This is a genomic window from Phytohabitans houttuyneae, assembly GCF_011764425.1.
GTDB classification, from domain to species: domain Bacteria; phylum Actinomycetota; class Actinomycetes; order Mycobacteriales; family Micromonosporaceae; genus Phytohabitans; species Phytohabitans houttuyneae.
In genome coordinates this window covers 1370215-1383889 of record NZ_BLPF01000004.1, presented here as the reverse complement: position 1 = coordinate 1383889, position 13675 = coordinate 1370215, and the positions used below count along the sequence as shown (strand labels likewise).

13 protein-coding genes and 1 pseudogene are annotated in these 13675 nt (G+C 70.8%); 3 read left to right on the top strand and 11 right to left on the bottom strand.

Annotation, left to right across the window (positions count from 1 at the left end):
• Window positions 1-263: 263 nt before the first annotated feature.
• From Phou_RS48305 to Phou_RS48295, 3 genes are read right to left on the bottom strand one after another with little or no spacing between them, the layout of a single operon-like run.
• Entirely contained in the window at window positions 264-1292 is a 1029-nt protein-coding gene (locus tag Phou_RS48305; protein ID WP_173071176.1) for a Gfo/Idh/MocA family protein, read from the bottom strand.
• Complete coding sequence (locus tag Phou_RS48300; protein ID WP_173071174.1) at window positions 1289-2476, bottom strand: Gfo/Idh/MocA family protein; 1188 nt, start codon at window positions 2474-2476, stop codon at window positions 1289-1291. Before Phou_RS48300 ends, Phou_RS48305 begins: the two co-directional genes overlap by 4 nt.
• Window positions 2473-3528 carry a zinc-dependent alcohol dehydrogenase gene (locus Phou_RS48295; protein ID WP_173071172.1) on the bottom strand — a complete coding sequence of 352 codons (1056 nt, stop codon included), beginning with the start codon at window positions 3526-3528 and terminating at the stop codon, window positions 2473-2475. Before Phou_RS48295 ends, Phou_RS48300 begins: the two co-directional genes overlap by 4 nt.
• 102 nt (window positions 3529-3630) lie before the next feature.
• On the opposite strand from Phou_RS48295, the gene Phou_RS48290 reads away from it, so the two are divergent.
• The 3 genes from Phou_RS48290 to Phou_RS48280 are packed head-to-tail and all read left to right on the top strand — an operon-like array spanning window position 3631 to window position 6355.
• Window positions 3631-4632: a sugar phosphate isomerase/epimerase family protein gene (locus Phou_RS48290; protein WP_173071170.1), complete on the top strand. Its 1002-nt coding sequence runs from the start codon at window positions 3631-3633 to the stop codon at window positions 4630-4632.
• A complete protein-coding gene (locus Phou_RS48285) occupies window positions 4629-5354 on the top strand; it encodes an orotidine 5'-phosphate decarboxylase / HUMPS family protein (protein WP_173071168.1) in 726 nt (241 codons plus the stop codon). The genes Phou_RS48290 and Phou_RS48285 overlap by 4 nt, the downstream gene beginning before the upstream one ends.
• Window positions 5351-6355 carry a sugar phosphate isomerase/epimerase family protein gene (locus Phou_RS48280; RefSeq protein ID WP_173071166.1) on the top strand — a complete coding sequence of 335 codons (1005 nt, stop codon included), beginning with the start codon at window positions 5351-5353 and terminating at the stop codon, window positions 6353-6355. Before Phou_RS48285 ends, Phou_RS48280 begins: the two co-directional genes overlap by 4 nt.
• A 293-nt stretch (window positions 6356-6648) precedes the next feature.
• On the opposite strand, the gene Phou_RS48275 is transcribed toward Phou_RS48280, so the two are convergent.
• The 8 genes and pseudogenes from Phou_RS48275 to Phou_RS48245 form a co-directional block, all read right to left on the bottom strand.
• Entirely contained in the window at window positions 6649-7707 is a 1059-nt protein-coding gene (locus Phou_RS48275; RefSeq protein ID WP_173071164.1) for a tartrate dehydrogenase, read from the bottom strand.
• Complete coding sequence (locus Phou_RS48270; protein ID WP_173071162.1) at window positions 7704-8531, bottom strand: DeoR/GlpR family DNA-binding transcription regulator; 828 nt, start codon at window positions 8529-8531, stop codon at window positions 7704-7706. Before Phou_RS48270 ends, Phou_RS48275 begins: the two co-directional genes overlap by 4 nt.
• A gap of 40 nt (window positions 8532-8571) precedes the next feature.
• On the bottom strand, window positions 8572-9477 hold the full coding sequence (locus Phou_RS48265) for an aldolase (RefSeq protein WP_173071160.1): 906 nt from the start codon (window positions 9475-9477) through the stop codon (window positions 8572-8574).
• Window positions 9474-10325, bottom strand: coding sequence for a carbohydrate kinase family protein (locus tag Phou_RS48260; protein WP_173071158.1), 852 nt, complete (start codon window positions 10323-10325; stop codon window positions 9474-9476). The genes Phou_RS48265 and Phou_RS48260 overlap by 4 nt, the downstream gene beginning before the upstream one ends.
• Window positions 10326-11168: a carbohydrate ABC transporter permease gene (locus tag Phou_RS48255; RefSeq protein WP_173071156.1), complete on the bottom strand. Its 843-nt coding sequence runs from the start codon at window positions 11166-11168 to the stop codon at window positions 10326-10328.
• Window positions 11161-11466 (bottom strand): carbohydrate ABC transporter permease, encoded by a 306-nt coding sequence (locus Phou_RS51955; protein ID WP_246274827.1) that lies wholly within the window; start codon window positions 11464-11466, stop codon window positions 11161-11163. Before Phou_RS51955 ends, Phou_RS48255 begins: the two co-directional genes overlap by 8 nt.
• Window positions 11415-12149, bottom strand: coding sequence for a carbohydrate ABC transporter permease (locus tag Phou_RS54140; protein WP_246274748.1), 735 nt, complete (start codon window positions 12147-12149; stop codon window positions 11415-11417). The genes Phou_RS51955 and Phou_RS54140 overlap by 52 nt, the downstream gene beginning before the upstream one ends.
• Window positions 12150-12156: 7 nt before the next feature.
• Window positions 12157-13463: pseudogene (locus Phou_RS48245) on the bottom strand (ABC transporter substrate-binding protein).
• Window positions 13464-13675 lie beyond the last annotated feature (212 nt).

Sequence of the window (13675 nt, the reverse complement as noted above, 5' to 3'; positions counted from 1 at the left end):
AGGCGGTGACTCCAGACGACGAAACTCCGAATGTCGAGGCGCACCAACCCACCAAGATCTCGATTGCGGTGCCGCTTGACGGACGCGATGAGGACAAGGCCAGCGCGGTAGACGGCGGCGGCTCTGTGGTGGGCTTGTCGCGCGGACCTGGCAGCGGAGGTCGGAGCACTCGGCGAGCGCCAGCGAGCCGCCGACCGCAGCGGTGCCCGCGGGAGCATGCGGTCCACAGCTGACGCGGACGCGGGCAAATATTCCTCTGGCGATCAGGGCTGCTGGGTGTGCAGGGACTCGATGATACCGATCGCCACGAGGGCGTCGCGCGGGTCGACCGGCAGCGGGCCCCCGCCGCGCAACGAGGCCGCGAGCTGGGCGTAGAACTCGCGGTACGCGCCGCGCTCGGTCGGGAGCGGCGTGGCGTCGGCGTCGCGGCCGAGCTTGCCCCACGCGTCTTCGGGCTCCACGCCGAAGGCCTCGTCCAGTGGGGACATTCCGCCGGCCAGCTGGGGCTCCTGGGGGTCCAGGCCCCACTTCGTGTACGCGGCGGTCGAGCCCAGCACCCGGAAGCGGAAGCCGCGCTGGGCGACCATGCTGCTCATCGCCAGGTGGGAGCGTACGCCGGAGGTGTGGGTGAGCGCGATGAAGCTGTCGTCGTCGTTGACAGCGCCGGGGCGGTGGCGGTCGAGCTCGCCGTAGTACGAGGCGACCGGGCCGAAGAGCTGGACGGCCTGGTCGATGAGGTGGGCGCCCAGGTCGTACGCCACGCCGCCGCCGTCGACGCCGGGCGTCTCCTGCTTCCACTGTGGACGGGGGCGGGTGCTGTTCCACTCGAAGCGTGACTCGAAGCGCCACACGTCGCCGAGCGCGCCCTGCGACAGCAGCTTGCGCACGGTGAGGAAGTCGCCGTCCCAGCGCCGGTTCTGGAAGACGGTGAGCGGCACGCCCCGCAGCGATGCCAGCTCGATGAGCTCGGCCGCCTCCAGGCTCCTGACCGCGAGCGGCTTGTCGACCACGGTGGCGAGGCCGCACTCGACCGTGCGGGTCGCGACGGCCGCGTGGTCCGGCGTCGGCGCGCCCACCACGACGAGGTCGATGTCGTCGGCGGCGAGCAGGTCGTCCACTGTGGAGAATATCCGCGCCTGTGGATAGAGGGTGGCGGCGGCGGAGGAGCGGTCGGGGTTGGCGGTCACGATGCCGGCCAGCTCGTAGGCCGGGTCGGCGCTGATCAGCGGCGCGTGGAAGACGCGCCCGGCCAGCCCGTACCCGATGATCGCCGCTCGAATCCGGTCACTCACCGAACCAACTCCCCTACCAGCTTGCCGACCTCGCCGCCCACGACGGCGCCGGTGCGGCCCGCGAAGGCCGCCAGGATGCGCTGGCAGTCCAGGACGTCGGCGCGGCCGGCGGCGAGGCCGGACCGCGGCGGTGTGCCCTCACGGACCATGGCGTGGAACGCCTCCAGCTGCGTCTCGAACGCCTCCGTCGTGCTGCGGCGGACCACCCGCCGCTCGGCGTCGCCGTCCAGCGTAGTCACGGTCAGCTCCGTCGGCGCGTGCAACAGGTAAGGCGAGGGGAAGACGAGCTCGACCGTGCCGGCGCCATGCACCACGCGCACCGTCTCGCGGTACGCGGGGAAGTCGGGCAGGTAGTGCCAGGCCAGGCTGAACCTCCCACCGCCGGCCAGCGTGCCCACCGCCGAGATCGAGGGCGGGTGCTCGCCGAACGACTTGCGGTCGCGTCCCACGTCGCGGACGGCGTGGCGGGACGACTGGCGCCAGATGTCCACGTACTCGATCGTGGCGGGCGGCGCGCCGAAGCTCCGCATGATCGACAGGTCGTGCGCGAGGCTGCTGACAAGCGCACCGCGGTACGCCCGCCACGTGCCCTCGTCCGCCTCGCCCACGGCCGCGCGCCACAGCTCGGCGTCTTCGGCGGCGCCGGCCGGGTTGGCGACCGGCGCGCTCGGCCCCACCACGCGGGCCAGCGCGAGCTGGGAGGCGCCGGTCGGGTGCAGCACCGACGCCTCGATGCTGCGGATGTCGTCGACGTCGGCCAGGATGCGGGCCGCCTCGATCACCGCCGGGTCGTACTGCTTCATGTAGCCCAGCAGGATCGCCGGCACGCCCAGGTGGGGCTCGGCCGCGATGATGCGGTCGACCTCCGCGGTGGTGTAGGCCAGCGGCTTTTCGCAGAAGACCGGCAGCCGCCGCTCGAAACCCGCCAAAACCTGCGCGGTGTGCGACCCGCGGGCGAGCACCATCAGCGCGTCCAGGCCACCGTGGTCCAGCATTTCATCGAGTACGTGAAATCGCCGCGACCGGGGCACTCCGACACGGCTGCCGAGCACCTCGGTCACCTCGGGTGACAGGTCGCAGATCGACGCGATCGTGAAGAGGTCGGGTCGCTTGGCCAGCAGCGGCAGGTGCACCGCCTGGGCGACCGCACCGAGGCCGACGATACCGAGCCGGAGGGGGTTCACCGCGCCGCCCACGGCATGCGCAGCGCCGACTTCACGTGCTGGCCACGCTGCATGGCGGAGAACGCCTCTTCCCACTCCTCGATCGGGTACACCCCGCCGAGCACCCGCTCGGGGTGGAGGCGCCCGTCGGCGAAGAGGCGGAGCACGTTTTCCCAGGTGCGCCAGGTGTGCGAGTAGCAGCCGTACAGCGTGGCCGCCTTCTTCACCAGCGGGTCGATGGTGAAGCCGAGCGGCTGCGGCCCCCACCCGACCTTGGCGATCGCGCCGCCCGGGCGGACCATCCGCATGCCCTGCTCCAGCGCGACGCTCACGCCGGTCGCGTCCACCACGAGGTCGGCGCCGAGCCCGTCGTGCAGCGAGGCGACCAGCGCGACAGGGTCTTCGCGGGTGATGTCGAGGACGTGGTCGGCGCCGAGCGCCTTGGCCTTGTCGAGCCGCTCCGCGTCGATGTCGGTGCCGAGCACCACTGTGGTGCCGGCGCCGCGCAGGATCGCGACCTCCAGCGCGAGCACCCCGATCGCGCCCGCGCCCTGGATGACGACGAGGTCGCCGGGGTTGATCTCGGCGCGCTCGACCACCGCGTTGTACGCCACCGCGTACGGCTCGGTCATCGCCGCCGCGCCGAAGCTCACGCTCTCCGGAATGCGGTGCAGCACGCGCGGCTCGGCCACCATGTACTCGGCCATCGCCCCGTCCCGCTTCAGCCCGTACCCCTCGCGCCAGGGGCACAGGTTGTACCGGCCGGAGCGGCACAGCGCGCACACGCCGCAGATCGAGGCGGCGGTCTCGCACACCACGCGGTCGCCGGCGGCCCAGCCGGTCACGCCGTCGCCCACGGCCGCGATCACGCCGGCCGACTCGTGTCCGAGCGTCACCGGGAGTACGCCCACCGAGCTCTTGCTCTGCGTGTTGTGCCACATGTGGATGTCAGAGCCGCACACGCCCACCGTGTGCACCCGGACCAGCACGGTGCCCGGGCCTGCGACCGGCTCGGGCAGGTCACGCACCTCCAAGGCACCGTCGGCGGCCGCGTACTTGACCAACGCCTTCATGGGCACAGCCTTCCAGAATGCTCGACTCGGCCCAACAATAGTTCAGAATCGACTCAAAGTCTGTACGCTTCCTCTCATCTTTTGGTGTTAGGGTCTCACCTCATGAGGATCGCGGCCTTCCCCAAGGGCGACCTGCACGAGATGGTGGTCCGCCGCACCAAGCCGGTCTTCGAGTGGATCGAGGAGGCGCGCACGCTCGGCGTCGACGGGCTGGAGCTGCACACCGGCTTCCTGTGGGACAGCGGCGGGGCGTACCTGGACCGGGTCGGCGAGGCGATCACCGACGCCGGCTTCGCGATGCCGATGATGTGCGCCTCCCCCGACTTCACACACCCGGACCGGGACGAGCGGGCCCGCGAGGTGGAGCGGCACGCCTCACACATGCGGGCGACCGCGCGGCTGGGCGGGCCGGGCGCGGTGTGCCGGGTGCTGAGCGGCCAGGCACATCCGGAGGTCGCGCTGGAGCAGGGCCTCGACTGGGCCGCCGAGGCGATCACCTCACTGCTCCCGCTCGCCGCCGAGCTGGGCATCCGGCTCGCGATCGAAAACCACTACAAGGCGACCGGCTGGGCGTACGTGGAGTTCGCACAGGCGCCCGACGTCTTCCGCGCGCTGCTCGCCCGGATCCCCGACCGCGAGCACTTCGGCGTGCAGTTCGACCCGTCCAACGCGCTGGTGGCCGGCGCCGACCCGCCCGACTTCCTGCGCAGCGTGGTCGACCGCGTGATCACCATGCAGGCGTCCGACCGCTACCGGGAGCCCGCGCCGCCGGGGCTGGCGGGATCCGGTCCGAGGAGCGCAGCGACGAGGCCGGATGGCGCCGGCCGCCCGGGGGCCTCAGCGAGCGAAGCGAGCGCGGCAAGCTCAGCGCCGGCCGACTACGCCTCGCTCAAGCACGGCGTGATCGGGCAGGGGCTCAACGACTACGACAAGATCTTCTCGATCCTCGTCGACGCCGGGTACGACGGCTGGATCAGCATCGAAGACGGCGTCAACGGCCTGGACGAGCTGGCCGCCTCGGCCGCGTTCCTGCGCGAGGCGCGGGACCGCTGGTTCGGCGGCTCGACCGAGGTCCGGGTGCGGGCTCTGGAGGCTTACCGATGACCACGTCCATCCGGGGGCTCAAGCGCTCCGATCTCACCCATGGGATCGTGCAGGTCTCCCTCGACCTCAAGACGCTCGACGACGCGCTGCGGATGGCCGCCATCGCTGTCGAGGCCGGCGCCGACTGGCTGGAGATCGGCACGCCGCTCGTGCTCGCCGAGGGCACGCGGGCGGTGCGTGCGCTGCGCAAGGAGTACCCCGACCACCCGCTCGTCGCCGACCTCAAGATCATGGACGGCGGCTACGGCGAGGCGGCCATGTACGCCGAGGCCGGCGCGGACGCCGTCGTGGTGATGGGCCGCGCGCACGACGCCACCGTGCAGCGGGTCTGCGAGGCCGGCGAGGCGTACGGCCTGCTGGTCATGGGCGACGACATGGCCGCACCCGACCGCGTCGCCGAGGCGCGCCGCCTGGAGGAGCTGGGCGTCGGCATGGTGCTGCACCACATCGGCCACGACCACCGCAACATGCACCGCGAGCTCAAGCTCTCCCCGCTCACCGACCTGCCCGGCATCGTGGCCGCGACCACCCTGCCCGTACAGGCCGTCGGTGGCCTCTCCATCGAGCAGGCGGTCGGCTGCCCGCGGATCGGCGCCGGTGTGGTGGTGTTCGGCGCACCGCTGGCGATCGACGACGAGACCTCGTTCACGATCCCGGAGGGCGACCTCCCGCGGATCCTGGGCGACGCGATAGCCCGCGTACACGAGACTCCCGTCTCATGACCCGCCCCGTCACCCTCTTCACCGCCCAATGGGCCGACCTGCCGTTCGAGGAGGTGTGCGAGCTGGCGGCCGGCTGGGGCTTCGACGGCCTGGAGATCGCCTGCAAGTCACAGCACCTCGACGTCGACCGGGCGCTGTCCGACGAGGCGTACCTGCGCGGCCGCAAGGAGATCCTCGACCGCCACGGCCTCGGCGTGTGGGCGCTGTCCAACCACGCGCAGGGCCAGCTCGTCTGCGACGACCCGCTGGACTTCCGCCACCAGAACATCGCCGGCTCCCGCACCTGGGGCGACGGCGACGCCGAGGGTGTGCGCGCCCGCGCGTCCGAGCAGGTCAAGAAGACCGCGATCCTGGCCCGCAAGCTGGGCGCCGGCGTGGTCACCGGCTTCACCGGCTCCAAGATCTGGCGGTACGTCGCCATGTACCCGCCGGTCCCCGAAGAGGTCATCGACGACGGCTACGCCGACTTCGCCCGCCGGTGGAACCCCATCATGGACGTCTTCGACAGCGAGGGCGTGCGCTTCGCGCTGGAGGTGCACCCCAGCGAGATCGCGTACGACTACTGGACGACCGCGCGCACACTTGCGGCGATCGACCGCCGCGCCGCGTTCGGCCTGAACTGGGACCCCAGCCACATGATGTGGCAGGACGTCGACCCGGCCAACTTCATCGTCGACTTCGCCGACCGCATCTACCATGTCGACTGCAAGGACACGAGAATCCGCGCCAAGGACGGCCGCGCCGGCCGCCTGGGCTCGCACCTCCCGTGGGGCAGCCCCCGGCGCGGCTGGGACTTCGTCTCGGCCGGCCAGGGCGACGTCCCTTTCGAGGACGCGTTCCGCGCCCTCGCCGCGATCGGCTACGAGGGCCCGATCTCGATCGAGTGGGAGGACGCCCGCATGAGCCGCCTGGACGGCGCCCCGAGGGCCTTGTCCTTCGTGCGGTCGCTGCTGTGGGACCCGCCGCACGCCCGCTTCGACACCGCCTTCACCCAGGACTAGGCGTCAAGATCCCAGCACCATCCCTGATTTTGTTTCCTCGCACCGCCTCTGAGGCAGCCGCATCCCGCTCGGATGAGTCGCTGGTGGGCTTGGCGCGCGGACCCGGCAGCGGAGGCCGGGGTTTCGGCGAGCGCCGAGCGAGCCGCCGGCCGCAGCGGTGCCCGCGGGAGCATGCGGTCCGCAGGTGACGCGGGCCGGGGAACGTCTGCCTGAGCGAGGACGGCCGGGGCGTCGGCGCGGTCCGCAGGTGGCGCGGGCCGGGGCCCGTGTGCTTGAGGAAGGACGGCGGGGCGTCAGCTGGGGCCGAGGTGGGCGACCACGGCGGCGGCCACCTCGGCGGTTGTGGCCGTGCCGCCGATGTCGCGGGTGCGCGTGCCGGAAGCGAGTGCCGCCTCGAAGGCGGTGATGAGCTGGGCGGCCGCGGCGGCGTGGCCGAGCGCGTCCAGCATCATGGCGCCGCTCCAGATCTGGCCGATCGGGTTGGCTATGCCCTGGCCGGCGATGTCCGGAGCGGAGCCGTGCACCGGCTCGAACATCGACGGGTGCTCGCCCGGCGGGTTGAGGTTGGCGCTCGGCGCGCAGCCTATCGAGCCCGCCACCGCGCCGGCCAGGTCGGAGAGGATGTCGCCGAAGAGGTTGGAGGCGACGATCACGTCGTACCGCTCGGGGTGCAGCACCAGGCTGGCGGCCAGCGCGTCGACGAGCTCCTGGCGCGCGGTCACGTCGGGAAAGTCGGCGAGCACGTCGCGCACCACCTCGTCCCAGAAGGGCATGGTGTGCACGATGCCGTTGCTCTTGGTGGCCGAGGTGAGGTGGCCGCGGCGGCCGGCGGCGAGGGCCGCCGCGTAGCGGGCGACGCGTTCGACGCCGCGGCGGGTGAAGACCGACTCCTGGATGGCGATCTCGTCGGCGGAGCCCTGGTAGACGCGGCCGCCGACCTCGGAGTACTCGCCCTCGTTGTTTTCCCGCACGATCACCAGGTCGATGGGGTCGCGGGAGAAGACCGGCGAGGGTACGCCCGGGAGGGTGCGGACCGGGCGGAGGTTGATGTACTGGGCGAACGCGCGGCGGATCGGGATGAGCAGGCCCCACAGCGTGTGTACGTCGGGGATGTCCGGGACGCCGACCGCCCCGAGGAAGATGGCGTCGTGGCCGGCGAGGATGTCGAGGCCGTCGACGGGCATCATGCGCCCGTGCGCGCGGTAGTGGTCGGAGCCCCAGTCGAGGTGGTGCCAGTCGAACGCGATGTCGTGCCGCTCGGCCACCGCGTCCAGGCATCGCACGGCGGCCGGTACGACCTCCTGGCCGATGCCGTCGCCGGCGATGACCGCGATCCGGTGCCGTGCCGTCACGAGGCCGCCGCCACCGACGGTGCCTCCTTGGTGGACACCGTGATCACTTCTACGTCCTGTGCTTCGAGCATGCGCTGGTGTTCCTCGGTGATGCCGTCGTCGATGACGATCGTGCCGATCGCCGCCCACCCGCAGATCTTCACCATCGCCGAGGTGGAGAACTTGGACGAGTCGGCGAGCAGCACCACCTGGTCGGCGACCTCGATCAGCGCCCGCTTGGTGATCGCGTCGAACCCGTTGCCGCAGAAGGCGCCGCGGTCGCCGATGCCGCTCGCGGCCAGGAAGAGCGTCTCCACCTGGAGGTTGGAGATCGCGGCCAGCGTGGACGGCCCGTCGAACGAGAGCGACTCCGCGTGCAGCAGCCCGCCCAGGCACATCACCTCGGTGCCGGAGTTGCCGATCAGGCTGGAGACGACCGGAAACGAGTGGGTCACCACGGTCAGCCCGCGGTCGTTCGGCAGCAGCTCGGCGACCTGGTGGCCGGTGGTACCGGCGTCGATCGCGATGACCGAGCCCGGGTTGACCATCTCGATCGCCCGGCGCGCGATGGCCTGCTTGGCCTCGGCCATCTTCATGTCGCGCAGCCGGTAGTCGCTGCCCTCCATCTCCTGCCGGGACAGCGAGCCGACCCCGCCGCGGAACCCGCGCACCTTGCCCTGCTCGACGAGGCGCAGCACGTCCCGGCGGATGGTCATCTCGGAGACGTCGAACGCCTTGGACAGCTCGGTGATCGTGCAGTAGCCGTGTTCCGCGATGAACTGCACGAGCCGTTCGCGCCGCTCGGGCGCGGAGGTGTACCGGAAGCTCTCTTCCACTGTGCTCATCGCCTGCACTCCCCAGTTTCGCTGTCATTCACCCGTGACACTACGATCCCCGCACCTCCGCCACGATCGCGCTCAAGGCGCGCAGCCGCTCGACCGATCGACCGGCCAGCGCCCCGTCGGTGTCCGGGTCGGCCACCGTGTCGGCCCAGACCGCGCGGCCGGCGAGAAAGCCGCTCGCCCCGCCGTGGCACGCCTCGCGCAGCGCGCCTGCGAAGTCGGGCTGCGCGACGCCGTTCGAGAGCACCACCCAGGGCACCGGCACGATATCGGTCATCCGCTCGGCGTGCTCCCGCACCTGGGAAACGTCACCCGGCGAGTAGCCCGGCACCTCGGCCTTGTAGATCAGGCCGCCCAGCGGGGCGATCTCGCGCGCCGCGTCGAGGATCGCCTCGTGCCGCTGCGCCTGGCTGGCCCACGCCTCGCCGTCGGCCGGGCGGGCGATCGCCTCGACGAGGCTCGCGACGCCCGCCTCGCGGGCCAGGGTCACGAACGCGCCCACCAGCTCGGCCCGCTCACGCTCGCGGCCGTCCGCGCGCCAGACGACCAGCAGCTTCAGCGCGTTCGCACCGACCTGCTTGACGAACTCGGGGGTGATCGAGGCGTCCAGGTGCGTGTCCACGACCGCCTCGCCCGGCGGCTGCACGAGGTCGTCGGCGGCGAGGATGAAGCCGCACGCCGGGCTGAGCGTGTCGGGCCGGCTGTCGGTGACCGCGTACGGCCGGTCGAGCAGCACCGCCGAGGCGAACGGCGACAGCACGCGCGCCGCCGTCGCCTTGAAGCGGCGCAGGGCGTCGTCACCCGCCTCCGCGCCGTCCACCAGCGGAAACATCCGGCGCAGCGACTCGCGCTGGTCGAGCGCGAGCATGGCGAACCCGCCCTCGGCCGCACGCAGCGGGTCGAGCAGCTCGCCCGCCGCGGGATTGGCGATCACTTGGTTACTCGTCATGTCTCCACCTTGGACAGGAAGCGCTCGGTCTCGTCCGCGTCCGGGATGCCGGTGCGGCCGTCGAGGGCGCGGCAGGACAGCGCCGCCACCGCGTTGGCCCGCCACGCCGCCTCCAGCAGCGAACGCCCCTGGACCAGGCCGGCCAGCAGCGCGCCGTGGAAGACGTCGCCGGCGCCCATCGTGGACACCAGGGACGGTGCGGCGACCGGCGGCACGTGCCGCGCCTCGCCGTCCACGAGGACGTAGCAGCCGTCGGCGCCGGCGGTGGCCACGACCTGGCGGGCGCCGGCCGCGCGCATGCTGTCCGCGAGGGTCGGTGCGGGGAACGCCGCGGTGAGTGCCTCGACCGACGGGGCGTAGAGGTCGAGGCCGGACGCGACAAGGCCCGGGACGGGGTTGCCGCCGTCGAGGCTCCGCCGCGCGCCGGTGTGGCCGCGGACGGCCGGGTACCCGGCCTGGTCGGCGTGCAGCCACGGCGCCGCACCCGGCGGCACGTCGACCGGCGCGGACGGGGTCGTGACGATCATGCGGGTGCCCTGCTCCCGGGACACCACGATCATGCTTCGCGCGGTGGGTACGCCGGGACGGGTGGCAAGCCAGGTCGTGTCCACACCGGCCTGCTCGAGGAGAGCCCGGCTGAGCGCGCCTTCCGCGTCGTCGCCCACTACGCCGCAGAAACCAACGGGCACGCCCAGCCGGGCCAGGGTGACCGCCGCGGTCGCCGCCGGACCGCCGCCAGCCACCGTGAACGGCTCGGCGACGACCCGGCCGTCCGGGCCCGGTGCCCGGTCGACCACGGCGATCGTGTCGACGGTGACGGCGCCGACGCAGATGACCTCGGGAGACATCTACTTCACCGCGCCCGCCGTCAGGCCGGCGACCAGGTACCGCTGGAGGATGAGGAAGCCGGCGACGATCGGCACGCTCACCACGAGGGCGGCGGCCATGACCTGGTTCCAGTACACGTTCGTCTCGGTGGCGTAGTTCTGCAGGCCGATCGAGAGCGTGCGGGAGTCGCTGTTTGTCAGCTGCGAGGCGAAGAGGATCTCGCCCCACGCGGTCATGAACGCGTACACCGCGACGGCGATGATGCCGGGCCGCGCGCTCGGCAGGATGATCCGGAAGAGCGCGCCGAGCGCCGACGCGCCGTCGACCTGCGCGGACTCGTCGAGGTCGCGCGGGATGCCGTTGAGGTAGCTGGCCAGCATCCAGATCGAGAACGGCAGCGTGAAGGTCAGATAGGTGACGATCAGGCCGAGCCGGGTCTGGTACAGGAACGTGAAGCCCAGCGTCTTGTCGATGTTGACGAAGACGAGGAAGAGCGGTAGCAGGAAGAGCACGCCGGGAAACATCTGCGTGGACAGCACCACGCCGGAGAACGCGCCGCGCCCGCGGAAGCGGTAGCGGGAGATCGCGTACGACGCGAAGACCGCGATGATCACGCTGAAGACGGTGGCCGCGGTGGTCACGATGAGGCTGTTCACGAAGTACTGCGCGAGCGGCACCGTGGACCAGATGTCGACGAACGGCCGCAGCGTGAGGTTGGACGGCCACCACTCGAACGCGCCCTGCACGTCCTGCAGCGGCTTGAGCGCCGAGGTGACCATCACGTAGAGCGGCATCAGCGTGAACAGGCCGAGCGGGATCAGCACCACCCAGCGGAAGATCCGGAAAGACAGCTGCTCACGCATCGCGGTTCACCCTCCGGTTCCACAGCGCCCACAGCCCGGCCACCAGGATCAGGAAGAGCATCAGCAGGACCGACATGGCCGAGCCGAGGCCGAAGTTCCAGGTGATGAACGAGCTGTTGTAGATGTGCACGGTCAGCAGGTCGGCCGACTCGGGCGGGGTCGGTCCGAAGAGGACGAACGGGGTGTTGAACTCCCGGAACGTCCAGAGGAACAGCAGCAGCACGAGCACCGCGTTGATCGGCCGCATCATGCCGAGCGTGATGTGCCGTACCTGCTGCCAGGTGTCGGCGCCGTCGATGGCCGCCGCCTCGTAGACGTCGTCGGGATGACCTGCATGCCCGCCATGATCATGAGGAACGCGAACGGCCACTGCTGCCAGATCGAGACGATGACCACCGAGACGAACGCGTTGCTGCCGATCAGCCAGAACGGCCGGTCGCCGGTGATGTGCAGGCTGGCGAGCAGCTCGTTGAGCAGGCCGTTGTCCCGCTGCAGGACGAACTTCCAGGTGATGATGCCGGCGTACGCGGGCAGCGCGTACGGGATCAGGAAGAGCGTGCGGAGCAGGCCGCGCCCCCGGCCGAAGCGCTGCAGCGCGAGCGCCGCCGCGAGGCCGAAGCCGAACGAGATGCCGACCGTCAGCACTGTGAACGCGAGCGTGAGCCCGAACGAGCGGAGCATCTGCCAGCCCAGCGGGCCGGAGAAGTCGAGCGCGATCTTGTAGTTGTCCAGGCCGCTGAAGGGCGCCTCGCCCCAGTTGGTGATGAAGAACTGGGTCAGCTCGATGAAGCTCATCCAGATCCCGACCACCATCGGGATGACGTGGATCAGCAGCTCCAGCAGCACGGCCGGCAGGATCAGCAGGTACGGCGTGCTCTTGCGCCACGTGAACCACTTCCGGCGGGTTTTCGCCGCGGAAACGGCCGGGGCCGGCCCACCCATGGGTGTCTGGGTGGGCCGCCCGGTGTGCGTCATGGCCATCGCCGGCTCACTTCGTCGTGGCCATCTTCTGCTGGGCCTGCTCCAGCGCGCTCCGGATGTCCTGGTCGGAGATGGTCGCGCCGGTGGCCGCCTTGCCGATCAGGCCGACGACCGCGCCGCCCACGTTCGCCTGGAATGCCTGCACGCCCGAGATCAGCGGCAGCGGCTTGGAGTGGTCGGCCAGGATGTTCGTGAACGCGTCCAGCTTTTCCTTGTCGTCGGTGAACGCGGCCGGCACGCCGTTGACCGCGGGCAGCGACGTGTACGCCTTGTTGAGGATCTGCTGCTCCTCGGCGCTGGTCATGAACTTCACGAACTCGATCGCTTCGTCGAGGTGCTTGGTGTTCTTGAAGATGGAGATGTTGGAGCCGGCGACGAAGCTGCCGATCTGCTGCTTGCCGGCCGGCGCCGGGATGGGCACGATGCCGTACTGGTCGGGCGTCATGCCGTTCTGCTGCAGCACGTTGATGCCGGAGGTCTGCGCCATGTACATGGCCGCGTCGCCCCGCGCGAAGTCACCGGCCGCCTGCGCGGTCTCGCTGTACTGCGCGGCGCTGGGGTTGACGACCTTGTACTTGCTGACCAGGTCGACGTACTGCCGGACGCCGTCGACCATCCCCTGCGACGTGAACGTCGGCTTGCCGGAGGCGTCGAACGCGGAGCCGCCGTTCTGCTCGCTGAAGATGAACGAGAAGTGCATGCTCGAGTTGACCGTGGCGCCGGGGATCACGATGCCCCACTTCTTCTGCGCCGGGTTGGTCAGCTTCTGCGCGGCCGCGATCAGCTCCTCCCAGGTCTTGGGGGCGTGAGGCCGGCGTCGGCGAAGAGCTTCTTGTTGTAGTACAGCGCGTAGACCTGGCTGTACAGCGGGATCGAGGTGGGCGGCTTCCCGGCCGCGCCCGCGGTGGCGAAGGCGGAGCTGACGAAGTGGTCCTTGCCGCCGATCTTCTGCAGCGCCGCGTCGTCGAAGGGGTAGAAGGCGCCGGTGGACTGGAAGGTCACCGCGTTCGTATTGCCGATGTTGAGCACATCGGGGCCCTGGCCGCTGACCGCGGCCGAGAGCGTGTTGTTGGTGAGGTCGGACCAGGGGACCACCTCGAGCTTGACCTTGATGCCGGTCTGCTGGGTGAACTTCTCCAGCTCCGGCGTCAGGATCTCCTTGTCGTTGTCGAGGCTGGCGCCCTGGTTGCTGGCCCAGTAGGTGAGGGTGACACCAGACCCGCCGCCTGTGTCGGAGCCGCTGTCGGAGCACGCGGCCAGGGTGGCGGCGAGCAGTACGGCGCAGGCGCCGGCTGCGAGGGTTCGAGTCTTCATCGAGCGACTCCCTAGGGAGGGTGGCGAGGAGGGGAGGACGTCCCTACCCGCCGGCTAAGTGTTGCCATTGGAACACCGTCGCAATGTTGGTGTCAACAGAACATCATTTGAGAACTCCAGCTCAACCAGCGGCGTATGTGCTGGGACTCGTGTTAAGAGGCGCGCACAAGCGAGCCCCGCGCCACACGTGCGGCGCGGGGCTCAGGGGACAC

Bases quoted from the DNA above. Each gene is read 5' to 3' on its own strand.
- Phou_RS48295 (WP_173071172.1), bottom strand. From the start codon at position 3,528: ATGAAGGCGTTGGTCAAGTACGCGGCCGCCGACGGTGCCTTGGAGGTG.
- Phou_RS48290 (WP_173071170.1), top strand. From the start codon at position 3,631: ATGAGGATCGCGGCCTTCCCCAAGGGCGACCTGCACGAGATGGTGGTC.
- Phou_RS48285 (WP_173071168.1), top strand. From the start codon at position 4,629: ATGACCACGTCCATCCGGGGGCTCAAGCGCTCCGATCTCACCCATGGG.
- Phou_RS48280 (WP_173071166.1), top strand. From the start codon at position 5,351: ATGACCCGCCCCGTCACCCTCTTCACCGCCCAATGGGCCGACCTGCCG.
- Phou_RS48270 (WP_173071162.1), bottom strand. From the start codon at position 8,531: ATGAGCACAGTGGAAGAGAGCTTCCGGTACACCTCCGCGCCCGAGCGG.
- Phou_RS48265 (WP_173071160.1), bottom strand. From the start codon at position 9,477: ATGACGAGTAACCAAGTGATCGCCAATCCCGCGGCGGGCGAGCTGCTC.
- Phou_RS48260 (WP_173071158.1), bottom strand. From the start codon at position 10,325: ATGTCTCCCGAGGTCATCTGCGTCGGCGCCGTCACCGTCGACACGATC.
- Phou_RS48255 (WP_173071156.1), bottom strand. From the start codon at position 11,168: ATGCGTGAGCAGCTGTCTTTCCGGATCTTCCGCTGGGTGGTGCTGATC.
- Phou_RS54140 (WP_246274748.1), bottom strand. From the start codon at position 12,149: ATGGCCATGACGCACACCGGGCGGCCCACCCAGACACCCATGGGTGGG.